The organism is Streptomyces violaceusniger Tu 4113 (assembly GCF_000147815.2).
GTDB classification, from domain to species: domain Bacteria; phylum Actinomycetota; class Actinomycetes; order Streptomycetales; family Streptomycetaceae; genus Streptomyces; species Streptomyces violaceusniger_A.
Window position 1 is genome coordinate 2,514,583 of sequence record NC_015957.1, and the last position, 23,038, is coordinate 2,537,620.

15 protein-coding genes are annotated in these 23,038 nt (G+C 71.9%); 11 read left to right on the forward strand and 4 right to left on the reverse strand.

Annotation, left to right across the window (positions count from 1 at the left end):
- Positions 1-254: 254 nt before the first annotated feature.
- Positions 255-3,122 (reverse strand): glycosyl hydrolase family 95 catalytic domain-containing protein, encoded by a 2,868-nt coding sequence (locus STRVI_RS11030; RefSeq protein ID WP_014055727.1) that lies wholly within the window; start codon positions 3,120-3,122, stop codon positions 255-257.
- Between the two features lie 147 nt (positions 3,123-3,269).
- On the opposite strand from STRVI_RS11030, the gene STRVI_RS11035 reads away from it, so the two are divergent.
- Entirely contained in the window at positions 3,270-5,120 is a 1,851-nt protein-coding gene (locus STRVI_RS11035) for a glycoside hydrolase family 97 protein (protein WP_014055728.1), read from the forward strand.
- A gap of 458 nt (positions 5,121-5,578) precedes the next feature.
- On the opposite strand, the gene STRVI_RS11040 is transcribed toward STRVI_RS11035, so the two are convergent.
- Positions 5,579-6,403 (reverse strand): TetR family transcriptional regulator, encoded by an 825-nt coding sequence (locus STRVI_RS11040; protein WP_014055729.1) that lies wholly within the window; start codon positions 6,401-6,403, stop codon positions 5,579-5,581.
- Positions 6,404-6,518: 115 nt separating this feature from the next.
- Entirely contained in the window at positions 6,519-8,357 is a 1,839-nt protein-coding gene (locus STRVI_RS11045; RefSeq protein ID WP_014055730.1) for a 3-hydroxyacyl-CoA dehydrogenase family protein, read from the reverse strand.
- Between the two features lie 394 nt (positions 8,358-8,751).
- Here STRVI_RS11045 and STRVI_RS11050 point away from each other — a divergent pair, with 394 nt between their 5' ends.
- Positions 8,752-9,432, forward strand: a complete 681-nt coding sequence (locus STRVI_RS11050) for a HEAT repeat domain-containing protein (protein WP_014055731.1) — start codon at positions 8,752-8,754, stop codon at positions 9,430-9,432.
- Positions 9,433-9,508: 76 nt separating this feature from the next.
- Here STRVI_RS11050 and STRVI_RS11055 read toward each other — a convergent pair whose 3' ends face one another.
- Positions 9,509-10,552: an Rv2578c family radical SAM protein gene (locus STRVI_RS11055; RefSeq protein WP_014055732.1), complete on the reverse strand. Its 1,044-nt coding sequence runs from the start codon at positions 10,550-10,552 to the stop codon at positions 9,509-9,511.
- 158 nt (positions 10,553-10,710) lie between these two features.
- On the opposite strand from STRVI_RS11055, the gene STRVI_RS11060 reads away from it, so the two are divergent.
- The 9 genes from STRVI_RS11060 (at position 10,711) to STRVI_RS11100 (ending at position 23,028) form a co-directional block, all read left to right on the forward strand.
- Entirely contained in the window at positions 10,711-11,163 is a 453-nt protein-coding gene (locus tag STRVI_RS11060) for an SRPBCC family protein (RefSeq protein WP_014055733.1), read from the forward strand.
- 209 nt (positions 11,164-11,372) lie between these two features.
- The gene (locus tag STRVI_RS11065; protein ID WP_014055734.1) at positions 11,373-13,922 is read left to right on the forward strand and encodes an MFS transporter; all 2,550 of its coding nucleotides are present in this window, start codon (positions 11,373-11,375) and stop codon (positions 13,920-13,922) included.
- Positions 13,923-14,087: 165 nt separating this feature from the next.
- Positions 14,088-16,574, forward strand: a complete 2,487-nt coding sequence (locus tag STRVI_RS11070; RefSeq protein WP_014055735.1) for a SpoIIE family protein phosphatase — start codon at positions 14,088-14,090, stop codon at positions 16,572-16,574.
- Positions 16,571-17,290: a class I SAM-dependent methyltransferase gene (locus STRVI_RS11075; protein WP_014055736.1), complete on the forward strand. Its 720-nt coding sequence runs from the start codon at positions 16,571-16,573 to the stop codon at positions 17,288-17,290. The genes STRVI_RS11070 and STRVI_RS11075 overlap by 4 nt, the downstream gene beginning before the upstream one ends.
- Before the next feature lie 205 nt (positions 17,291-17,495).
- Positions 17,496-18,329: a M55 family metallopeptidase gene (locus tag STRVI_RS11080; RefSeq protein WP_014055737.1), complete on the forward strand. Its 834-nt coding sequence runs from the start codon at positions 17,496-17,498 to the stop codon at positions 18,327-18,329.
- Positions 18,322-19,662: a M20/M25/M40 family metallo-hydrolase gene (locus tag STRVI_RS11085; RefSeq protein ID WP_014055738.1), complete on the forward strand. Its 1,341-nt coding sequence runs from the start codon at positions 18,322-18,324 to the stop codon at positions 19,660-19,662. The genes STRVI_RS11080 and STRVI_RS11085 overlap by 8 nt, the downstream gene beginning before the upstream one ends.
- Before the next feature lie 36 nt (positions 19,663-19,698).
- The gene (locus STRVI_RS11090) at positions 19,699-21,741 is read left to right on the forward strand and encodes a prolyl oligopeptidase family serine peptidase (protein ID WP_014055739.1); all 2,043 of its coding nucleotides are present in this window, start codon (positions 19,699-19,701) and stop codon (positions 21,739-21,741) included.
- Positions 21,738-22,481: a 4'-phosphopantetheinyl transferase family protein gene (locus STRVI_RS11095; protein WP_014055740.1), complete on the forward strand. Its 744-nt coding sequence runs from the start codon at positions 21,738-21,740 to the stop codon at positions 22,479-22,481. Before STRVI_RS11090 ends, STRVI_RS11095 begins: the two co-directional genes overlap by 4 nt.
- Positions 22,474-23,028 carry a GNAT family N-acetyltransferase gene (locus STRVI_RS11100; RefSeq protein WP_014055741.1) on the forward strand — a complete coding sequence of 185 codons (555 nt, stop codon included), beginning with the start codon at positions 22,474-22,476 and terminating at the stop codon, positions 23,026-23,028. Before STRVI_RS11095 ends, STRVI_RS11100 begins: the two co-directional genes overlap by 8 nt.
- The last annotated feature ends 10 nt before the right edge of the window (positions 23,029-23,038 follow it).

Sequence of the window (23,038 nt, forward strand, 5' to 3'; positions counted from 1 at the left end):
GGTGGCGCCGATTGCCTGGTGACGCAGGCGTTGTCCGGGCGCACAAAGCGGTTTGCGGGGACAGCCGGCGCACGAAGGTTGGCAGTGCGCCGGCCGCCCGGACTCCACTCACGGTATGGCACGCCGTGCCACCCCGCAAGACACTGCGTGCCAACAAATTCCCTCAGTTGTCATCTCGGCTGCACACATGAGCAATGACGGCCGCCCTGGAGCAGGGCGGCCGTCACGGTGGGTATGCGGTTATGCGTGTTTTGTCAGTCGTTCTTCTCCAGCGAGAGCGCGAAGACATGGGCCCGTGCGGTGCCCGAGGGGGCGGTCAGCGTGATCGCCGACAGCTCCTTGGCCGGGTCCAGCTCCACCACCTGGTGGAAGATCGCGGCCTTGGTGCCCAACGGGCCGGTGCGGGTGTGGATCTGGCTGGTCCGCACCGCCTCCGTCTCGCCGTACGCCGGACCCGACATCCAGCCCGTCAGTTGGATGGTCGGCGTGCCCGTGGAGCCGTCGGCGTACGTGGCCCGGGCGGGCACGGACACATTGCCGGTGTCGCCCGCGCCCAGCACGTGCAGCTTCGCGTAGCTGCCCGCCGGGACCGCGACCTTCTGGCCCGCCGCGATCACGTTGTTGTCGGAGCCCTCGCTGCCGTTGGTGAACGCGAAGGTGATCCCGTCGTCCTCGGTCTGCCCGGTCTGCGGCAACTGCGCCATCGGATAGGTGCGGCCCGTACCGTCGAAGTCGCCGTCCCCGTAGTACATCTCGGTGGTGATGGCGTCGTTGTCGAAGTGCCCGGTCAGATCGACCTGGGTGACCGCGCCCGCCTGCGGCAGCTCCGGCAGGCCCCAGGGCTCGGCCGGGGTGGTGACCTTGACCGGGGCGATCCGGAAGTCCGGCCGGGTGCCCGCCGGATAGATCACCGCCTCGTCCTCCCGGTCCAGCTCCAGCTCGATCTCGCCGTTCCCCAGGTCGCGCCACTTCGGCGCGGGTCCCCCGACCCCGGCGACCGCGACCCGGCCGCCGATCGAATGGCGGACTCGGCAGGCCTCCCCGGCCAGGCTGCGCACCCGCACCCAGCGCGTCCTGCCGCCCGCCCGCACCGCGCTGACCAGGAACGCGCCCTCGGTACGGAAGTCGTGCAGCGTGACGTCCTTCCACTCGCCCGGCACCCCCGGGAAGAAGCGGATGGTCCCGCCCCAGCTCTGGCAGAGCATGTCGTGGATCGCCTGCGCACCCGACAGCGGGGTCTCGATCACCGGACCCGCCTCGTAGTAGTGGGTATTGGGCTGGATGAACCGCGCCACCAGCTCCCGCAGATACGTCAGCGCGTCATCGCCGCGCCCCATCTGGGTCGAGATCGAGGCCGCGCCCGAGAAGCTGTAGCCGCGCAGCGCGCCCTCGAAGCTGATCCAGTGCTTCAGCGACCGGGCGATCAGGTCCCGGTGCTCCTGCTGGTCCCAGTTGACCAGGTAGAGCGGGTAGACCGAGAGCATATGGGAGTAGTGGCGGTGGGACTTGGCGAACGGGACACCGGTGCCGATCATGAAGCCGTTCTCGTCCACCGGATAGTCGACCAGCTTCTCCAGCACCTCGCGCCACTTGGGCACCAGCGGATCGTCCTTGTCCAGCAACTCGACCGTCGTCAGCAGGGTCTGGCAGGACCAGCGCAGCAGCGCCAGGTCGTAGGTGCAGTCCGGGGCCGCGCCGTACTCGGGCGAGAAGGTCTTCGGCAGATGCAGCCTGCCGTCCGACTGCTCGGTGAGAAAGTGCAGGTAGTAGTTGGTGGAGCGGCGCAGCAGCGGATAGAGCACATCCTCCAGCACGCCCCGGTCCATGGTGTGGCGGTAGGTCAGCCAGACGTTGTGCAGCGCCCAGGGCAGATTGCCGACCTCGGGGGAGTCCCCGACGCCGGGCACCGGGACCGTGCCGTTGTCCTCGCACTGCGCGTCCGTGGAGCGGCGCAGCCCGGCCGAGTCGGCGCGGTACTCGGGCTTGAGCGCGCCGATGAGCACATCGGTGTTCTCGGCGAGGGTGCGCGGAATCGCGTCCAGCTCCAGGTGGTTGGAGCCGTGGACCGGCCAGTACTCGAGCTGGACGTTGAGGTTCCACCACACGCCGGGCCAGGGGGTCGGCTCCACCCACGGGCCGGTGGTGGCCATGACGGGCGCGTGCTCACGGGCGGCGCAGGCCAGCTTGTAGAGCTGGATCCAGTAGAAGCTCTGCAGCATCCCGTCGGGCACCGAGATGAAGCTCTTGCGGTAGAAGCGGTGCCACCACTCGTAGTGGGTGCGCCGCAGGCTGGAGACCGGCAGCGCCGACGCCTTGCGCACGGTGGTCCGGGCCCGGCCCTCCGCGTCCGTACCGGGGTGGGAGTGCGCCACGGCCAGGTAGTACGTGCGCTCCCGGCCGCTGCCGCGCTGCCTGTACGCGCTCACCGTCTGCCCGCCCGCCACCAGCGACTGGACAGTGATGCCGAGCCCGTCCTCGGTACGCGTGACCGGGGCCGGGTTGGGCTCGAAGCCCTTCGGCGGATCCTCGCGGACGATGCGCGGGCTGACCGCCGGTGACGGCTTGAACTCCCAGCCGAAGCCCTCCTCGCCGGCGCTCGCCTCGACGGTGGCCAGCAGCATGGTGCGGTCGTTGTGCACCAGGGCGCGGAGCTTCAGCTTCCCCTTGTCCGTGGTGATCGTGCCGCGCAGCTCGGCGTTCCACAGATCCAATCGCAGATCGACGCCGGTGATGGCGCCGACCGGGCGCAGCAGCAGATTGCCGACCGGAAGCCGTGCCACGCCCCAGTCGCTGCCGCCTTCGGTGGGCCGGTGGTCCTGCACCTCGCTGTGGTGGATGGTGAACCGCAGCGCGTTCTCGCCGGGCTCCTGATAGATCATCGAGCCGAGCAGCCCATTGCCGAGGAAGGGCCCCTCGTACCAGGTCCTCGGCAAGCGCTTCCAGATCAGATCCTGGCCGCCCAGAAAGCGCTCCCACTCCCGGTCGGTGCGCATGCCCCGCAGGACCATCGATTGCTGTGGCTGTGCGGCCGCCTCCTGTTCGGGGAGGGCCGCGCCGACGGCCGTGCTCGCGGCCGCACCCGCCGCCACCCGGCCCAGGAACCCACGTCTGCTGACTGGCATCCCGTCATCTCCCGTCCTCGAAGCGATCAGATTGATCCGATGATTTGGCTAGACGGGAGCGTAGGAACGGGCTAATGATGCGTCAAGGTAGGCGATTGCTCTGATGTATCGAGCGCCGCGTCGAGGTGCGGTGTACGAGGAGGAACGATGCATACGGCACGATCAAAGGTCACCAGAGCCGTGGCCGCGCTCGCCTGCGCGGCCGCCGTGCTGGTGCCGCTCCGGGCGGCGGCGGCATCGGACGGTCGTGCGCAGGACTGGCGGCTGACCGGAGAGGGGCAGGTCAGCGGCGAGCTCAGACTGAGCAACGAGGGCGGTCTTACGCTGTCCGCGCGCCATGGCGGCACCACCGTGCTGCGGCCGTCGGGCCTGGGAATCCGCACTGCGGAGACCGATTTCAGCAAGGGCTTGCGGTTCGCGGGGCGCAGCGACCGTAAGGTCCACGAGACCTACCCGACCACCACCGGCCGCCGCACCCACCACACCTCCGACGCCTCCGAGTCGACCTTCACCTTCCGCAAGGACGGGCGGACGCTGAAGGTGGTCATCCGGGTCTCGGCCGACGGACTGGCCTACCGCTATGTGGTGCCGGACAAGGGGACGGTCACGGTCCTCGGCGAGCACTCGGAGTTCGCCGTCCCGCCGTCCGCCGACTCCTTCCTCCTGCCGTACGACAACGGCCGCCAGGACTACGAATCCGCCCATGACCACGGCACGGTCGCCGACGCCGAGGCGGGCGACTACGGCTATCCGTCGCTCTTCCACATCGGCAAGAGCTGGATGCTGATCGAGGAAGCGGACCTGAACAGCTCGTACGGCGGTTCCCGGCTCGCCCTCGACTCCGCCACCGACCGCTTCGAGCTCACCCTCCCCGACCCCGCCGAGGTCAGCGGCCCCGGGCTGACCACCCCCTGGCGCACCATGGTCATCGGGGACCTCGCCACCGTCACCGAGAGCGATCTGCCGACCGATCTGGCCGCCCCCTCGAAGGTCGCCGACACCTCATGGATCAAACCGGGCCGGGCGGCGTGGTCCTGGTGGTCCGACGGGCAGAGCCCGACCAGCCTGGACGCCCAGAAGAAGTTCGTGGACTTCGCGGCGCGCGAGGGCTGGGAGTACATCCTGGTGGACTCCGGCTGGAGCGACTCCTGGATGCCCGAGCTGACCGCGTACGCCAAGGAGAAGGGCGTCGGCGTCTGGCTGTGGGCCCGCTGGCAGACCATCGACGCGCAGAGCGAGCGCGACCGGCTGTTCCCGCTGTGGAAGTCCTGGGGGATCGCCGGGCTGAAGATCGACTTCCTGGAGTCGGACGGCCAGGACCGGATGCGCTGGTACGACGCGGTCTTCAAGGACAGCGCCCGGAACGAGCTGATGCTGAACTTCCACGGCGCCACCATCCCGCGCGGCCAGGAGCGGACCTGGCCGCAACTGATGAGCACCGAGGCGGTCAAGGGCGCCGAGGGCACCCGCCCCAAGCCGGGCCGCCAGCCCTTCCCGGCGGCGCACTACACGACCCTGCCCTTCACCCGGAACCTCATCGGGCCCATGGACTTCACACCGGTGACCTTCACGGGCGTGCGGCCCACGAGTGACGCGGCCGAACTCGCGCTCTCGGTCGTCTACGAGTCCGGGGTGCAGCACTTCGCCGACAGCGTCGAGTCGTACGAGAGCCGGCCGGTGGAGCTGAAGTTCCTGAACCAGGTGCCCACGGTGTGGGACGAGACGCGGCTGGTCGACGGCGACCCCGGCGACCGCGCCGTCCTGGCCCGCCGCTCCGGCGACACCTGGTACCTGGGCGCGATCACCTCGGGCGCGGCCCGCACGCTGGACGAGCCGCTGAGCTTCCTCGGCAAGGGCGGCTGGCGGATCGAGGTGTGGAAGGACGGTCCGGACGGCAAGGTCGTCACCGAGACCCACGAGGTCACACGGGACTCGCGGCTCTCGGTGGACGTCCCGAAGAACGGCGGCTTCGCCGCGAAGCTGACCAAGATCGGCTGACGCGCCCGCGCCGCCCCGACCCGGCACCGGGGCGGCGCCGAGCCGGGCCCCCGCCCCGGCGGGGACGGGGACCCGGCCGGGGCGGGACCTGCCTGTGGGGGGCGGGTCCCGCCCCTCCGTGTCCCACCCTGGGCCCGCAAGCGGGGGCGGCCCCCGCTCCTCCTCCCCGCCGCGACGGCGAGACGCGGGCGGGCCGCCGGCCGCGGGACGGACGGCCACCGGCGGGGAGCCGCCGTGAGACGGGAGGGGGTGGGGTCGGAGGGGTGGTGTCCTGGACGCTTTCGCATATTTGTGGCGCCAATCCCCGGCCCACCCAACGCCCCCGAGCACCGGCGCCGTAAATATGCGGTCCAGGGCGCCGCACCGGAGGCCCCGCCCCCGGCACCCACCACATCCGCATGGCGGGCCACCCCGCCCCAGGAGGCGCGCCCCGGACCGGCGCACCCGGACCGCCAGAGCTACCGCTTAAGCGCTTCCTTGATCGTGCGCATCACCTCGGCCAGTGGCGCGTCCGTCCGCGCCACCATCACCACCACCTCGTCCTCGTCCGTCGCCGACACCTTCGCCGCGGGGCGGCTGCCGGACGGGACGGGGCGGGCGCCGATGCCGCTCCCGAAGGTTTCGCGGACGATCGCGAAGGCGTGGTCCAGCTGGGTCTCCACATCGCCCTGGCCGCCCGCCCGCAGCCAGCGCCGCAGCACATGGTTGTGGGCCGTGACCACGGCCGACGCGGCGACCTCGGCCAGCAGCGGATCGTCGTCGCCGTCGTGGTGGGCGCCCTCGTCGAAGTGGCCCAGCAGATAGCTGGTGAACAGCCGCTCGTAGCGGGCCACCGAGGCGATCTCCCGCTCCCGCAGCGCCGGTACCTCACGGGTCAGCCGGTAGCGCTCCACGGAGACGGTCGGCGCGCCCGCGTACATCCGCATGACCTCCTTGATCCCGCGGCACACGGTGTCCAGAGGGTGCTCATGCGGAGGCGCCGCGTCCAGCACCGCCGCGGCCCGCACCAGTGTGTCGTCGTGGTCCGGGAAGATCGCCTCTTCCTTGGAGCGGAAGTGCCGGAAGAAGGTGCGGCGCGCCACTCCCGCCCTGGCCGCGATCTCGTCGACGGTCGTCGCCTCGTACCCCTGCGTCGCGAACAACTCCATCGCCGCGGCCGCGAGTTTGCGGCGCATGGACAGACGTTGGGCCGCGGCGCGGCGACTTCCCGCGCTCTCACCGCCACCGGATGAGGGGGATCGCTTCGTACGCTCCGTACGCGTGGCCTTCACGGGCTGGGACATGTGGGGAACGTAACACGCTTGTGAGTGCCGGTGCGGGGGCAGACCGACGGAAGGTTCCAGCAGCCCGCCCCACCCGGAACCGGACTCAGACGGTCCGCCCCACCCGGAGCAGAATTCAGGCTTTTGCATACTCGCGGAAGCCGCGCCCGGTCTTGCGCCCCAGGCACCCCGCGGCCACCAGATGCTCCAGCAGCGGCGCCGGCGCCAGGCCCGGTTCACGGAACTCCCGGTGCAGCACCCGCTCGATGGCCAGCGACACATCGAGCCCCACGACATCGAGCAGTTCGAAGGGCCCCATCGGATAGCCGCCGCCCAGCTTCATCGCGGCGTCGATGGCGTCCGGGGTGGCGTAGTGCTCCTGCACCATCTTCACGGCGTTGTTGAGGTACGGGAACAGCAGGGCGTTCACGATGAAGCCCGCCCGGTCGCCGCAGTCCACCGGATGCTTGCCCACCGCCGCGCACACGGCGTGCGCGGTCGCGCGCACATCGTCCGCGGTCAGCACGGTGCGCACCACCTCGACCAGCTTCATCGCGGGCGCCGGGTTGAAGAAGTGCAGGCCCACCACGTCCTGTGGGCGCGAGGTCGCCCGCGCGCAGGCCACGACGGGCAGCGAGGAGGTGGTCGTGGCCAGCACCGCACCCGGCTTGCAGACCTTGTCGAGCACCTTGAAGAGCTCCCGCTTGACGACCAGATCCTCGGCCACCGCCTCCACGGCCAGATCCACCTCGGCGAACGCGTCGAGTGCGTCGGCCGCGGTGATCCGCTCCAGCGCCTGCTCCCGGGCCCGTTCGGTCATCCGCCCCTTGGACACCGAGCGTTCCAGGGATTTCCCTATGCGGGCCTTCGCCCGCTCGGCCTTCTCCAGGGTCCGGCCGGCCAGCACCACCTCCAGGCCCGCCTTCGCGAAGACCTCGGCGATCCCGGAGGCCATCGTGCCCGAGCCGGCGACGCCCACGGCGCGCACCGGGCGCGCCCCTTCCGTGGAGTGCCGCACCTCGGCCGTCGCGGCGTCCGGGACGACGGTGGCGCTGCCCGGCGCCTCGTACGTATAGAAGCCGCGGCCCGCCTTACGGCCGGTGAGACCGGCCTCGGAGAGCTGTCCCAGGATCGGCGCGGGTGCGTGCAGCCGGTCGCCGGAGGCGGCGTACATGGCCTCCAGGACGGTACGGGCGGTGTCGATGCCGATCAGGTCGAGCAGGGCCAGCGGGCCCATCGGCAGCCCGCAGCCGAGCCGCATCGCGGCGTCGATGTCCTCCCGCGCCGCGTACTTGGCCTCGTACATCGTGGCGGCCTGGTTGAGATAGCCGAACAGCAGCCCGTCGGCGACGAATCCGGGCCGGTCGCCGAGCGCCACCGGCTCCTTGCCCAGATCGCGGGCGAGCGCGGTGACCGCCTCGATGGCCGCGGGGGCGGTCAGCACGCTGGAGACGATCTCGACGAGCTTCATCGCGGGCGCCGGATTGAAGAAGTGCAGGCCCAAGACCCGCTCCGGATGGGCGGATTCGGCGGCCAGCCGGGTCACCGACAGCGCGTTGGTGCCGGTCGCGATGATCGCCGAGGGGCTGACGACGGTGTCCAGCGCGGCGAAGATCTCGTGCTTGGTGTCGTAGTCCTCGGGCACCACCTCGATCACCAGCTCCGCGTCGGCGGCGGCGCGCAGATCGGTGGAGATGCGGAAGCGGTCGAGGATCCCGGCGCGCTCCCGCTCGCTGATCCGCTCGCGGTGCACGGCGCGGGCGGTGGCGACCTCGAGCGCGGTGACGGCTCGGCGGCAGGCGCTTTCGTTGATGTCGACGCCGATCACCTCGCGGCCCGCCCGGGCCAGGATTTCGGCGATGCCGGTGCCCATCGTGCCGAGCCCGACGACGGCGACAGTAGTGAGCGGGGCCCGGGAGGGGGAGAGATCAGAGGGGGACGTAGTGCTGACGCCGGTGTGTGGCAGACGGTCCATCGCGGACTCCAGAGGGTGTTCCCCGCAAAAGGGGATGAAGTGACGACTGAGGGGAGCTCGTGCCATGCCACTGCTGCCGTTCACGCCACGCATGCGCGGGGGGCTGACGCGGCTGACACAAATCCCCGATGGAAGGGCTTGCACGCTCCCTTACGGACAGCGCCGCACGGAGGAAACTGCCTGTGGGAGACACGCGGCCGGCCCTGTCCCGGGGCCATGCCGTACTCGCTTTTCTGGAACTGCCGAACCGACGTCACACAAGGCGGCTGCGTCACCAGGCCGCCGGAGCAGGGGTGCTGCTCGTGTCGCCATATTAACTCGTGGGTAACCAAGATGCCAGAGCTCATAGTGCGGCCGTGCCCGGGCGCGGCCCACCGGGGAGGGGAGACCTCGTATGGACGAAGAATTCCGGACGCTGACGGAGCGGGTACGGGCCTCGCTCTCAACCCCGCAGGAAACGGCGGCCCATGCCTCGCTGCTCGCGCTCGTACGGCAGGGCACCCCCGCCGCGCGTGAACAGCTCGCCCGCATCCTGGTGGCGCCGGAGCAGCCGCTGTGGGCGCGGGAGACGGCCGCCTTCGTGCTCGGCAGCGCAGGAGACCGCAGGGCCTTCGAAACCCTTGTCCTGCTGCTCAACTACCGTGAGCCGGCCCGCTGTGCGACCGCCGCCCGGGTGCTGGCCCGCCTCGGCGATCCGCGCACCGCGCGGGCCGCCGCCGCCCTGGCCACGAACCCGCTGCGCACCGCGTACTCCCTGCATCCCATCCGGCTGCTGGTGGAGCTGCGGGCCGCGGAGTCCGTGCCGTCCCTGGTCGCCGCGCTGGAACGGCAGTTGGCGGCCCGTGACCGCCACTGGGTGATCGCCCGCGCCTGCGTCGAGGGCCTGGGGGCGATCGGCGACGAGCGCGCCATCCCGGCCCTGACCGCCGCCGCGCAGCACATACGCCTCAGCGCGGCTGCCGCCGCCGCCCTGGCCCGCATCACCGGCGAAGGCGCCGTCACGGGCGGAGGCGCCCCGGAGCCGGCGGGCAAGGGCGGCGCGGCGGAGAAGGTGGGTGAGGCGCGCGTGCCGTGAGGGGCAGCAGGGACACCGCCCGCCGCGGGGTGCGTGTGCTCACGGCGGTGACGCGCGTGCTCACACGCGCGCGTGCTCACAGCAGGGAAAGCTGGGCGGGCGCCGGCGGCGAGTCGGCCCGGGCGTCCGGCTCCTCCGGCTCCTCCGGCACATTGCGGTGGGTGCCCGCCGCGTACGGGCCGATGCCGTACTCGGCGGCGAAGTCGTGGACCATCCCGGTGATCCGCCGCTGGTACCACTTCGGGGCGTACGAGCCGCCCTCGTAGAGCGCGTCGTACCGCCGCAGAAGCCGAGGGTGGTGGTGGGTGAGCCAGGTGGTGAACCACTCGCGGGCGCCCGGGCGCAGATGGAGCGCCAGCGGGGTCACGGAGGTGGCTCCGGCCTGAGCGATCGCCCTTACGGTGGCGCGCAACTGCTCGGCGGAGTCGCCGAGGAAGGGGATCACCGGCGCCATCAGCACGCCGCACGGGATCCCGTGGGAGGACAGCGTCCGTACGACGTCCAGGCGCCGCTCGGGCGAGGGCGTGCCCGGCTCGACGGTGCGCCACAGCTCGCCGTCGGTGAAGCCGACCGAGACCGAGACGCCGATGTCGGTGACGCGTGAGGCCCGCCGCAGCAGCTCCAGATCGCGCAGGATCAGCGTGCCCTTGGTGAGGATCGAGAAGGGGTTGGCGCGCTCCACGAGCGCCGTAAGGATGCCGGGCATCAACTGATACCGGCCCTCGGCGCGCTGGTAGCAGTCCACGTTGGTCCCCATGGCGATGTGCTCGCCGGCCCAGCGGCGGGAGGCCAGCTCGCGGCGGAGCAGCTCCGGCGCGTTGGTCTTCACCACGATCTGGGAGTCGAAGCCGATTCCGGTGTCCAGGTCGAGATAGCTGTGCGTCTTGCGTGCGAAGCAGTAGACGCAGGCGTGGGTGCAGCCGCGGTACGGGTTCACCGTCCACTCGAAGGGCATCCGGGACGCCCCGGGCACCCGGTTGATGATCGAGCGCGCCCGGATCTCATGGAAGGTGATCCCGCGGAACTCCGGGGTGTCGAAGGTACGGGTGGTCACCGCGTCCGCCGCGAAGAGGGCCGGGGTGGCCGATGTGTCGTCTCGGGTCAGGTTGTCCCAGCGCATCGCAGGCACCTCCGGGTCTCGCTCGTTACCACAATAGAACACATGTTTGATTGGTTTTCGTCAACCCCCGATTTGGGCGGGTGACCCTGAGGTGGTTGGCTTGCGCTCGTCAAGGCGTCACGGGCTGGGGCGCCACGTCGAGCGCGGAGGGACATGCGATGGGCCAGGTCGAGGCCACTACGGAGCGGATCGTCACGGGTAAGCCCGAGGACGTGTTCGACGCACTCGCCGACTACCGCGAGACCCGCCCCCGGCTGCTTCCGCAGCAGTTCAGCGAGTACGAGGTACGCGAGGGCGGCGACGGTGAGGGCACCGTCGTGCACTGGAAGCTCCAGGCCACCAGCAAGCGGGTGCGCGACTGCCTGCTCGAGGTCTCCGAGCCGAGCGACGGCCAGTTGGTCGAGAAGGACCGGAACTCCTCCATGGTCACCACCTGGACCGTCACCCCGGCGGGTGAGGGCAAGTCGCGGGTCGTCGTCACCTCGACCTGGACCGGTGCGAGTGGCATCGGCGGCTTCTTCGAGCGGACCTTCGCCCCCAAGGGGCTGGCCCGGATCTACGACGAGCTGCTGGCCAAGCTCGCCGCCGAGACGGCCCAGACCGCCCAGTAGCGCTCGGCGCGTCCTGATTCCGTCCCCCGGACCGAACGTCGCACTCACCGGTTCGGGTGGTTTTCTCCGCGGTCCGGCATACCCCCCGCACACACTCCCACCGGGGGGAATGCCGTCGATGGCCCCTCGTCGGTGATTCGTCGCTGTTTGCCCCTGGTTGCGCGTGATGCGAGAAATGGGCGGCGCAGGCGTGACGAGGGGAGAAGGACGTGGGCGGCACCACCGGGACCACCGGGGCCACCGTGCCGAAGCGGCGAGAGAGCCACGAGCGGCACGGGGGGTACGAACCGGCGGGCCCTCCCGCCCACACCACCGACGAGGGAACCGACGGGGCCGGGGGCGCCGGGGCGGGCGCGGCCCCGCCTCCGGTGGCGGGCGCCGCCCCGGAGCCCGCCCCGCTCAGCCCCGCCCGGGTCCGGATGGTCTTCTTCGGGCTGATGCTCGCGCTGATGCTCGCGGCCCTCGACCAGACCATCGTCGCCACCGCCCTCCCCGAGGTGGTCGGCGAACTCCACGGCCTGGACAAGATGTCCTGGACCGTCACCTCCTACCTCCTCGCGGTCACCATCGTGCTGCCGGTCTACGGCAAGCTGGGCGACCTCATCGGCCGTAAGAGCGTCTTCGTCTTCGCGATCGTCGTCTTCGCCGCCGGATCCGCGCTCGCGGGCTGGTCCCGCACGATGGACGAGCTGATCGCCTTCCGCGCGGTGCAGGGCGTGGGCGCCGGCGGTCTGATGATCGGCGTCCAGGCGATCATGGCCGATATCGTTCCGCCCCGGGAACGTGGCCGCTATATGGGGCTCATCGGCGCCGCGTTCGGCCTCGCCTCGGTGGCCGGGCCGCTGCTCGGCGGCTTCTTCACCGACCATGCCTCCTGGCGCTGGTGCTTCTACGTCAACGTCCCCTTCGGGCTGGTGACCCTCGCCGTCGTGGCCGCCGTCCTCAAGGTCCCGGAGCCGCCGCGGCGGGCGCGCTTCGACTATCTGGGCGCGCTGTTCCTGTCGCTGTTCTCCACCTGCGCGGTGCTGCTGACGAGTTGGGGCGGCACGGAGTACGCGTGGGGTTCCCGCGTCATCCTCGGGCTCGCCCTGGGGGCGGCGGGCTCGGTGATCCTCTTCGTCGTCGTGGAGTGCGTCGTCCCCGAACCGATCATCCCCATGCGGCTGTTCCGCGACTCGGTCTTCTGCGTCAGCGGGCTGATCGGCGCCGGCATCGGCGTCGCCCTCTTCGGCGCCGCCAGCTATCTGCCGACCTTCCTGCAGATGGTCGACGGCGTCTCGGCCACCGAGTCGGGGCTGCTGATGGTGCCCATGATGGGCGGCATGGTGCTGGCCTCGATCATCTCCGGCCAGCTCATCAGCGCCACCGGCCGCTACAAGGTCTTCCCCATCGTCGGCGGGCTGATCTCCGTCGTCGGCATGTGGCTGCTCTCCCGGCTGGAGGAGGACACCTCCCGCCAGGACTACAGCCTGTGGATGGGCGTCCTCGGACTCGGCCTCGGACTCGTCCTGCCGGTGCTCATCCTCGCCGTGCAGAACGCCGTGCCCGCGGCCGACCTCGGCTCGGCCACCAGCGCCAACAACTACTTCCGGCAGATCGGCGGCAGCGTCGGCGCGGCCGTCTTCGGCACGCTCTTCGCCAACCGGCTCGCCGACCGCTTCGAGGTCGACCTGCCCTCCGGAGCGGCGTACGGGCGCGGCGGCGACGGAACCGGTCTGCCCGACCCCGACTCGGTCACCCCGCAGATGGTGCACGCGATGCCGGGCGCCCTGCGGGACGGCTACATCGCGGCGTACGCCCACGCCATGCCGCGGATCTTCCTCTATCTCGTGCCGGTGCTCGTCCTGGGCTTCCTGCTCGCCTTCCTCCTGAAGGAGAAACCTCTGGTGTCCCACACCGACTATGTCGTCCAGCAAGACCTGCAAGACCCCGTGGTGCCGGCCGCGCGCACGGGCGCCCGGCCCTCCGCGGCGGCCGCGCCCTCCGCGCCGCCGCCCTCCGCTGGCGTCCCGGTCTGCGGCACGGTCCAGCACCATGACGGCACCTCGGTCCCACGGGCGGCCCTGACCCTCATCGACATCGGCGGACGCCAGATCGGGCGCGGTGCCACCGGGGAGGACGGGCGGTACGCGCTGAGCACGCCCGGCGCCGGGTCGTACGTCCTGATCGCGGCGGCCGGCGGTCACCAGCCGCGGGCGGTCAGCGTCACCGTCGGGGACCGGCCGGTCGACCTGGACGTGGTCCTCGGCGGGGCGGGGCGGCTCGCCGGTGCCGTCCTTACGGCGGACGGCACCCCCGTAAGGGAGGCGACCGTCACCCTGACCGATGTGCGCGGCGAGGTCGTCGCGGCCACCCGCAGCGGCCGCGAAGGGGGCTATGTGATGGAGGAGTTGGTGGCGGGTGAATACACCCTCGCCGCCAGCGCCCCCGCGTTCCGCCCCGCCGCCCTCCCCATCACCGTCCAGGCCGCCCGCGAGACCCGGCAGGACATCGAACTGGCCGGTGGCGCGGTCCTGCGCGGGGTCGTCCGGGCCACCGGCGGCCGGGTGGTGGAGGACGCCCGGGTCACGCTGCTGGACGCGGCGGGCAATGTGGTCGACACGGCGACGACGGGCCCCGACGGCGCGTTCCGCTTCATCGACCTGTCGGCGGGCGAGTACACGGTCATCGCGGCCGGCTACCCGCCGGTGGCGACGGTCCTCCAGATCGCGGGCGGCGGCCGTACGGAGCGCGATCTCCAACTGGGCTACGAGGACTAGGCCGGCGCCCCGCCGGGAGGCGCGCCGCGGCGCCTCCCGGCAACAACTCCTTCGCACCTGCACACACATGACACCTATTCGGGTATTGCCTCCCCCGGACGCCCGCAACAGCCGTACCGTGGGTAGCGCTGTCGCAGATCTTGCGTGCGAAGGAGTCTTCCGCCTATGGAGTACGGCACGTCGCGCTGCGACGACGGCCAGGGCGAGCGGCCCGCGGTGCCGGAGCAGCGCAGGGGTGTCCCCGGAAGGATGCCGCTCGCGGTCGTCGTCATCGACGCCGAAGGGCGCGTCACGCACTGGAGTTCGGGGGCCCGCAGGCTCTTCGGACCCACGCGCGAACAGGCCGTCGGCTGCCCCGCCGTCGACCTGATGCCGGTCTCGGGGGCGTTACGCGGCGCGCAGGTGCGCACCGACGCGACGGGTCACCCGGAGCTCGACGATTCGCAGCTCGGCGCCATGTACTACCCCACCGCGGGCCGGGCCCGTATGGCGGACCCGGACCATGGCCGGGCGGACGTCCTGTGGTGGGCGTATCCCCTGGTGGGCCCCGGGCCGGAGCGGCTGCTCGTACTGGCGGCGGACGCCAACGCAGTGGGCGGGGACGCGCTGGGGCCGGACGGGCGGATCGCGCCCGGATTCGCGCTGCACACCGAGTTCCCCGGCGCCGAGCGGCTGGCCGGCCGGCTGCCGGACATCCTGCCCAACATGGGCCCGGCCACGGTCGGCCGGATCGTCGCCCAGGTGCTGGAACTGGGCTATCCGGTACTGGAGATCAGCCACTACGAGCGCGTCCCGGTGACGCCGGACTGGGGGATGCCGCGCTACCGCGAGCGCCGGGCGCGCCAGGAGGCCGTAGGACAGCGCGCGGTCACGGCGGACGGCGCACCGGATCGCGCGCACGCCTCCGGGCGGTCGCTGGACCCCGATGAGGTGGACCTGGAGTACGCGGCGGTCCGTGAGCGGCTGGAGTTCCTCAACGAGGTCAGCGGCCGTATCGGCACCTCCCTGGACCTCGCCCGCACCATCCGCGAGGTGACCAGCGCCGCCGTACCGCGCTTCGCGGACTTCGCCGGTACCCATCTGCGCGCCCAGGTCCTGGCGGGCGAGGGGTTCCCGGACGGCCCGCCCGACGTCACCACCGTCTGGCACCGCGTCTGGGTCGAGCACAACGACGAACCGGGCCGCTGGGACGACACCGTGCCGGTCGGGGAGAGCATCGCGTTTCCCGAGCACACTCCGTTCTTCCAGTGCATGGTCACGGGCGAGCCGGTGCTGATCCCTTACATCGGCGACGAGGTGGGCGACCGGATCGCCGGGCAGTTCGAGAAGCGCGACCTCAGACCGCTGATCAACGGCCGGTCGATCCTGATCGTGCCGCTCAAGGCGCGCGATGTGGTGCTGGGCTTCATGGTGCTGCTGCGGCGCCCCGGGCGTGAGCCGTTCGACGACATGGACCGCACGACCGGCGCCGAACTGGCCGCCCGCGCAGGGCTCGTCCTCGACAACGCCCGGATGTACACCTACCAGGAGAACGTCGCCGAGACGCTCCAGGACAGCATGCTGCCCCAGGTGCCCCCGCGCATGACGGGCTGCGACACCGCGACCCGCTATCTGCCCGGGACCCGGCTCGGCAGGGTCGGCGGAGACTGGTTCGACACCATCAAGCTGCCCGGGTCGCGCACCGCGCTGGTGGTCGGCGACGTGATGGGACACGGGCTCACCTCGGCGGCGATGATGGGGCAGTTGCGCACCGCCGTGCAGACCATGGCCGCGCTCGATCTGCCGCCCGCCCAACTGCTCCGCAACCTCGACGATCTGGCCCAGCGGCTCGGCGAGCACTATCTGGCCACCTGTCTGTACGCCGTCTACGACCCCGTCTGCTCCGAGCTGGTGCTCTCCAACGCGGGCCATATCCCGCCCGTGCTGGTGCGGGCCCAGGACGGCCGCAGCGAGCTGCTGGACCTGCCGACCGGGGCGCCCATCGGCGTGGGCGGGGTGCCCTTCGAGACGGTGACGGTGCGGGTGGAACCCGGGGACCGGCTGGTGCTGTGCACGGACGGCCTGGTCGAGGTGCGCGGCCAGGACATCGGCGCCGGGATCGCCGCGCTGTGCGAATCCGCGGCGCATCCGGCGGCGTCCATGGACGACGCGTGCGACACCATCATCCGGGCGCTGGCCGCCGCCTCCCGCGACAAGGACGGCCGTGACGGCCGTAAGGACGACGTGGCGCTGCTGATGGCCCGGCTGGGCGGCATACCGGCCGAGCAGGTCGCCCAATGGCGGCTCGCGCTGGACCCCAGCGAGGTCGGGCGGGCCCGCCGGCTCGTCCGCGAGCGGCTGCTGCGGTGGGGGCTGCCGGAGTCCGTGGAGACCGCCGAGCTTCTGGTGAGCGAGGCGGTGACCAACGCGATACGGCATGCCCACACCCACCATGTGCGGCTGCGACTGGTCCGCACCGACGCCCTGCTGTGCGAGGTCACCGACGACGACCACGAACTGCCGGCGCTGCTGAGCGCGGACCGCGACGACGAGAGCGGGCGCGGGCTGCGAGTGATCAGCGAACTGGCGCGCGAGTGGGGTACGAGTCGCACGGGGCGCGGTAAAACAGTGTGGTTCGAGCAGGCGTTGGCACACCCAGGGGAGCGGCGATGAGCGTCTCGGAGCGCTACCGGCAGGCGTGGGAGAGCTACTGGCAGCAGACCTCGGATGCCCCGGGGGAGGCCATCTGGGACGCGGACCCCTCGCTGAGCGCCGCCCCGCATCTGGACCTGCTGGCGCCGTACGCCGACTCCTCGCTGCCGGTCGTCGACCTGGGCTGCGGCAACGGCACCCAGACCCGCTATCTGGCCGCCCGCTTCGGGCGGGCGGTGGGCGTCGACCTGTCCCGCGCCGCGGTGGAGCACGCGCGGCGCGCCGATCCGGCGGGCACGGCGGAGTACCGGCAACTGAGCCTGACGGACGCGGCCGGGGTGGCGGAGCTGGCCCGGCGGCTCGGCGACGCCAATGTGTATATGCGCGCCGTCATCCACCAGAGCGACGCCGTCGACCGGCATCCGGTCGCGGAGGCGGTGGCCACGCTGCTGGGGCGGCGCGGGCGGGGGTTCGTCGTGGAGCTGACGGCGGAGTCCAAGGCCGTGCTGGCGGAGCTGACGGCGAGCCCGGACGGTCCGCCGCTGAAGCTGCGCCGGGTCTTCGACCACGGGCTGCGGCCGGCCGACGCGGCGGACAAGGAGGTGCCGGAGGTGCTGGCGGAGGCCGGGCTGGAGATCCTTGCCGAGGGCCCGACGGCGCTGGCCCAGACGGAGCAGTGGCCGGACGGCTCACGGGTCGAGCTCCCGGCCCGCTGGTTCGTGGTCTCGCGGGCGTAGGGCCCTTGCCCGCGGGCGATTGGGGCGCGGGTTCGCGGGTGGTCGGGGCGCGGGTTCGCGGGTGGTCGGGGCCCTTCTCGGCGCACGGTCGGGGCGCGGCGGGCATGCCCCGGACGAGGCGGACACGGGCCGGGCGCGACAGTGGACTGGACCAGTTATCCACAGGGGTGGTTCGGGTCGGGCGCGGCGCGTAACGTGACGAGGCATGAAGATCCTCATCAGCGCCGACATGGAGGGCGCCACCGGCGTCACCTGGCCGGCTGATGTGCTGCCCGGCACCCCCCAGTGGGAGCGCTGCCGCCGTCTGTTCACCTCCGATGTGAGCGCGGCCGTCGCCGGATTCCTCGACGGCGGTGCGGACGAGGTGCTCATCAACGAGGCGCATTGGACCATGCGCAATCTGCTGCTGGAGGAGCTGGACGATCGCGCCCAGATGCTCACCGGCCGGCACAAGAGCCTGAGCATGGTCGAGGGCGTGCAGCACGGTGATGTGGACGGAGTGGCGTTCGTCGGCTACCACACCGGCGCGGGCACCGAGGGCGTCCTCGCCCACACCTACCTGGCCAACTCGATCACCGGAGTGTGGGTGAACGGCGCGCGGGCGAGCGAGGGGCGGCTCAACGCTCTGGTGGCCGCCGAGTACGGGGTGCCGGTGGTGCTGGTGACCGGGGACGACAAGACCTGTGAGGACGCCGGGGACTATGCGCCGGACGCCCGGTCGGTCGCGGTCAAGGACTATGTCTCGCGCTATGCGGCGGTCTGCCGCACCCCCGCCCGCACGGCCGCCGACATCCGGGCGGCGGCGCGGGAGGCGGCGGTGCTGGCGGTGCGCCACGAGCCCGCCCGCGGCGGGCCGTTCACGGTGGAGCTGGAATTCGACGCCGAGCATCTGGTGGGGGCGGCGAGCGTCGTCCCGGGCGTGGAGCGCAGTGGCGAGCGGCGCGTCGCGTACACCTCACCGACCATGTACGAGGGGATCCGCTGCTTCAAGGCCGTCACGACGGTCGTCTCGGCCGCGGTGGAGGAGCAATATGGCTGACACGGACCGTCCGGAGACCATCGACGCCCAGACGCTCGAGGAGGTGGTGCGGTTCACCTCCGAGCTGATCAGGATCGACACCACCAACCGCGGCGGCGGTGACTGCTCGGAGCGCCCGGCCGCCGAGTATGTGGCGGAGATGCTCGGCGATGTGGAGATCGAGCCCACCTTGCTGGAGCGCTCGCCCGGGCGCACCAATGTCATGGCCCGGATCGAGGGCACCGATCCGTCCGCGCCCGCGCTGCTGGTCCACGGCCACCTGGACGTGGTGCCCGCCGAGCCCGCCGACTGGACCGTGCACCCCTTCTCCGGGGAGGTGCGCGACGGCGTCGTCTGGGGCCGGGGCGCCATCGACATGAAGAACATGGACGCGATGGTGCTCGCGGTCGTCCGGGCCTGGGCGCGGACGGGCGTGCGGCCGCGCCGGGACATCGTGCTGGCCTTCACCGCCGATGAGGAGGACAGCGCCGCCTGGGGCTCCGGCTTCCTCGCCGAGCGCCATGCCGACCTCTTCGAGGGCTGCACCGAGGGCATCAGCGAGTCCGGAGCCTTCACCTTCCACACCGGGCCCGGAGCGCGGATCTACCCCATCGCGGCGGGGGAGCGCGGCACGGCCTGGCTGAAGCTCACCGCGCACGGCCGTGCCGGACACGGCTCCAAGGTCAACCGGGACAACGCGGTCAGCCGGCTGGCCGCCGCCGTCGCCCGGATCGGCGAGCACCGCTGGCCGGTCCGGCTGACGCCCACGGTGGAGGCCGCGCTCACCGAACTGGCTGCACTCCAGGGCATCCCGGCCGATGTGGACGCCGCGGACTTCGACGTGGACGCCCTGCTGGCCAAGCTGGGGCCCGCCGCCGTCCTGATCGAGCCGACCGTGCGCAACAGCGCCAACCCCACGGTGCTGGAGGCCGGTTACAAGGTCAATGTGATCCCCGGCAGCGCCACCGCCTATGTGGACGGGCGGATGCTGCCCGGCGGCGAGGACGAATTCCACGACACCCTGGACCGGCTCACCGGGCCGGACGTGGAGTGGGAGTTCCTCCACCGGGAGCGCCCGCTGGAGGCGCCGATCGACACCCCCACCTACCGGGCGATGCGCGCCGCCGTCGAGCACTTCGACCCCGGCGCCCGGGCCGTGCCGTACTGCATGTCGGGCGGCACCGACGCCAAGCAGTTCTCCCGGCTCGGCATCGCCGGATACGGCTTCTCACCGCTGCTCCTGCCCGAAGGCTTCGACTACCAGGCGCTCTACCACGCCGTGGACGAGCGGGTCCCGGTGGAGGCCCTGCACTTCGGCGTCCGGGTGCTCGACCACTTCCTGCAGAGGGCGTGAGGATCGGTGCGAACGGTGCAGCAGCGGACGGCCGTCATGGCCCCCTACGGAGCCTGGAGTTCCCCGGTCGACGCCGCGCTCGTCGCCTCGTACGACGGCCATCCGGAGTATGTGGGCACGGTCGGCGAGGAGGTGTGGTGGACCGCGCCGCGCCCCGGCGAGGGCGGCCGCCGCGCCCTGATCCGGCGGCGCACCGACGGCGCGGAGGTCCCGGTGCTGGCCCCGCCGTGGAATGTGCGCAGCAAGGTGATGGGGTACGGCGGGATGCCCTGGGCCGCGGTGGACCGCGCGAGCGGCCCGTTGGTGGTGTTCGTCCACTTCGCCGACCAGCGGTTGTACGTCCATGAGCCGGACGCCCCGGCCGGGGGCGCGCCGCGCCCGCTGACCCCGCTGTCGGCGGTGGGGGAGGGGCTGCGCTGGGTGGATCCGGTGCTGCGCCCGGAGCGCGGCGAGGTGTGGTGTGTGCTGGAGGAGTTCACGGGCGAGGGGCCGACGGATGTGCGGCGGGTGATCGCCGCCGTACCGCTGGACGGTTCGGCCGCCGAGGACCGCGCGGCGGTGCGCGAGCTGACCGACGACCGGCATCGCTTCCTCACCGGGCCCCGGCTCTCGCCCGACGGCCGGCGGGTCGCCTGGATCGTCTGGGACCACCCCCGGATGCCCTGGGACGGCACGGAGGTGATGCTGGCCGATGTCGCGGAGGACGGCTCCTTCACCGGCGCCCGGGCGGTGCTGGGCGGGCCGGATGAGTCGGTCGCCCAGATCGAGTGGGCCGAGGACGGCGCGCTGCTCGCGGCCACCGACCGCACCGGCTGGTGGAATCTGCACCGTCTGGAGCCGCCGGCGGAGGTGGCCGGTGCGCGGGAATGGGCCCGGGCCGGGCGGCCGGTGGCGCTGTGCCCCCGCGAGGAGGAGTTCGGCGGGCCGCTGTGGAAGCTGGGCCACCGCTGGTTCGCCCCGCTGGCCGGCGGTCTGATCGCGGTGCTGCACGGCCGGGGCGCGGCTGCCCTCGGCATCCTCGATCCACGGACCGGCGGGACGGCCGATGTGCCGGGCCCCTGGACCGAATGGGAGCCGACGCTGGCCGTGAACGGCACGCGCGTGGTCGGCGTCGCGGCGAGCCCGCACAGTGGCCATGAGGTGATGGAGCTGGACGTCTGCACCGGCCGCTCCCGGGTCATCGGCAACGCCCACACCGACCCCGTGGACCCCGCGTACTACCCCCGGCCTCTGGCCCGCACCTTCACCGGACCGGACGGCCGGGAGATCCACGCCCAGCTCTATCCACCGAACCATCCCGGCCACACCGCACCGGACGGAGAGCTTCCGCCGTATGTGATCTGGGCCCACGGCGGGCCCACCGGCCGCGCCCCGCTCGTGCTCGACCTGGAGATCGCCTATTTCACCTCACGCGGCATCGGCGTCGCCGAGGTCAACTACGGGGGCTCCACGGGCTACGGCCGCGCCTACCGCGAGCGGCTGCGCGAGCAGTGGGGCGTGGTCGACGTCGAGGACTGCGCCGCCGTCGCCGGGGCGCTCGCCGACGAGGGCATCGCCGACCGCGCCCGGCTCGCGATCCGCGGCGGCAGCGCGGGCGGCTGGACGGCGGCGGTCTCTCTCACCGCCACGGATCTCTACGCCTGCGCCACCGTCACCTACCCCATCCTCGACCTGGTCTCCTGGGCCACCGGCGGCACCCATGACTTCGAGTCGTGCTACACCGAATCGCTGGTCGGCCCGCTCGCGGAAGTGGCGGACCGCTACCGGGGGCGCTCCCCGCTGCACCGGGCCGACCGCATCGGCTCGCCCTTCGTACTGCTCCAGGGGCTGGACGACACCATCTGCCCGCCCGAGCAGTGCGAGCGGTTCCTGGAGGCGATCTCCGGGCGCGGCATCCCGCACGCCTGCCTCACCTTCGAGGGCGAGGGCCATGGCTTCCGCCGCGCCGATACGATGATCCGCGCCCTGGAGGCCGAATTGTCGCTGTACATCCAGACCTTCGGGCTGATCAGATCCGATGTGCCTACCCTGGAGCTGCTGACCTCAGCGGCCCCGAACTCCACTGGAGGAGCGAGTTGACACCCCCATCGGCCCCGCGCATCGTCGGCCCCGAGCCGCTGCCCACCGCCGTCGCCGGTGCCTGGCCGCTGGGCGGCGAGCCAGAGACCTGGCTGCTCAGCGTCTCCCGGTACACCGCGGCCATGGACCCGGGCGCGCCCGGCACGATCCTGGACGCCGAGGAGCGGGAGCGGGCCGCGAAGTTCCTGCGGGCGGAGGACCGCGAGCGCTATACGGCGGCCCATCTGGGGCTGCGCGAGCTGCTCGGCGCCTATCTGGGCATGCCCCCGGCCGACGTTCCGTTCACCCGCGAGGCATGCCCCGGCTGCGGCGGTCCGCACGGCCGCCCCGCCGTATCCGGCACCCCGCTGCACTTCAACATGTCGCACGCCGGTGATCTGGTGCTCTTCGCCTTCGCGGGCTCCCCGGTCGGCGTGGACGTGGAGAAGCTGCAGCCCGCCTCGGTGGTGGACCAGGTCGCCGAGAGCCTGCATCCCAAGGAGCGCGCCGAGCTGGACGCGCTGGCGCCGGCCGACCGGCCCGCCGCCTTCGCCCGCTGCTGGACCCGTAAGGAGGCCTATCTCAAGGGCCTGGGCACCGGCCTGTCGCGGGACCCGGCGGTCAACTATGTCGGCACCGGGCTCTCCCCCGTGCCCGTCGGCCCGTGGGCGATGACCGACATCCCCGTGGACCAGGCTATATCCGGCGGCTCCGGCTATGCGGCGGCCATGGCGCTGCTGTCATCATTGCCGCATGCCTGACGTCCGGTATGTCACTGAGGGAACCCGGGCGGCCATCCGCCGCACCACCCGCACGGACGGTGCGGAGTTCGTCAGGCGCGCCCGGGAGAGCATGGAGTTCCACCGCCCCTGGCTCACCCTCCCCACCACCGAGCAGGCCTATCTGCACTACATCGCCCAGCTTGAGCGCGAGGACCGCGAGGGCTTCCTCGTCTGTGCCCGGGAAACCGGGGACATGGTCGGCTTCATCAACATCAACAACATTGTGCGCGGCGCCTTCCAGTGCGGATCGATCGGCTACGGAGCCTTTCCGCCCGCCGCCGGACAGGGCTATATGTCCGAGGCGCTGGGGCTCGTTCTGCGCCATGCCTTCGGGCCCCTGGGGCTGCACCGCGTCGAGGTCAACATCCAGCCGGGCAACAAGGCGTCGTTGGGGCTGGTGAAGCGCCATGGCTTCCGGCTGGAAGGGTTTTCCCCAGACTTCCTCTATATCGAGGGCGCGTGGCGCGACCATGAGCGCTGGGCCATGACCAGCGACATGCTGGACCAGCCGACCGGTCCTGGCTGACGGGGCACCA

What these genes read in the sequence shown, in the direction of transcription:
- STRVI_RS11090 (WP_014055739.1), top strand. Translation starts at nt 19,699, where the DNA reads ATGGCCCCCTACGGAGCCTGGAGTTCCCCGGTCGACGCCGCGCTCGTC.
- STRVI_RS11060 (WP_014055733.1), top strand. Translation starts at nt 10,711, where the DNA reads ATGGGCCAGGTCGAGGCCACTACGGAGCGGATCGTCACGGGTAAGCCC.
- STRVI_RS11045 (WP_014055730.1), bottom strand. Translation starts at nt 8,357, where the DNA reads ATGGACCGTCTGCCACACACCGGCGTCAGCACTACGTCCCCCTCTGAT.
- STRVI_RS11085 (WP_014055738.1), top strand. Translation starts at nt 18,322, where the DNA reads ATGGCTGACACGGACCGTCCGGAGACCATCGACGCCCAGACGCTCGAG.
- STRVI_RS11040 (WP_014055729.1), bottom strand. Translation starts at nt 6,403, where the DNA reads ATGTCCCAGCCCGTGAAGGCCACGCGTACGGAGCGTACGAAGCGATCC.
- STRVI_RS11080 (WP_014055737.1), top strand. Translation starts at nt 17,496, where the DNA reads ATGAAGATCCTCATCAGCGCCGACATGGAGGGCGCCACCGGCGTCACC.
- STRVI_RS11070 (WP_014055735.1), top strand. Translation starts at nt 14,088, where the DNA reads ATGGAGTACGGCACGTCGCGCTGCGACGACGGCCAGGGCGAGCGGCCC.
- STRVI_RS11035 (WP_014055728.1), top strand. Translation starts at nt 3,270, where the DNA reads ATGCATACGGCACGATCAAAGGTCACCAGAGCCGTGGCCGCGCTCGCC.
- STRVI_RS11050 (WP_014055731.1), top strand. Translation starts at nt 8,752, where the DNA reads ATGGACGAAGAATTCCGGACGCTGACGGAGCGGGTACGGGCCTCGCTC.
- STRVI_RS11100 (WP_014055741.1), top strand. Translation starts at nt 22,474, where the DNA reads ATGCCTGACGTCCGGTATGTCACTGAGGGAACCCGGGCGGCCATCCGC.
- STRVI_RS11055 (WP_014055732.1), bottom strand. Translation starts at nt 10,552, where the DNA reads ATGCGCTGGGACAACCTGACCCGAGACGACACATCGGCCACCCCGGCC.
- STRVI_RS11030 (WP_014055727.1), bottom strand. Translation starts at nt 3,122, where the DNA reads ATGCCAGTCAGCAGACGTGGGTTCCTGGGCCGGGTGGCGGCGGGTGCG.
- STRVI_RS11075 (WP_014055736.1), top strand. Translation starts at nt 16,571, where the DNA reads ATGAGCGTCTCGGAGCGCTACCGGCAGGCGTGGGAGAGCTACTGGCAG.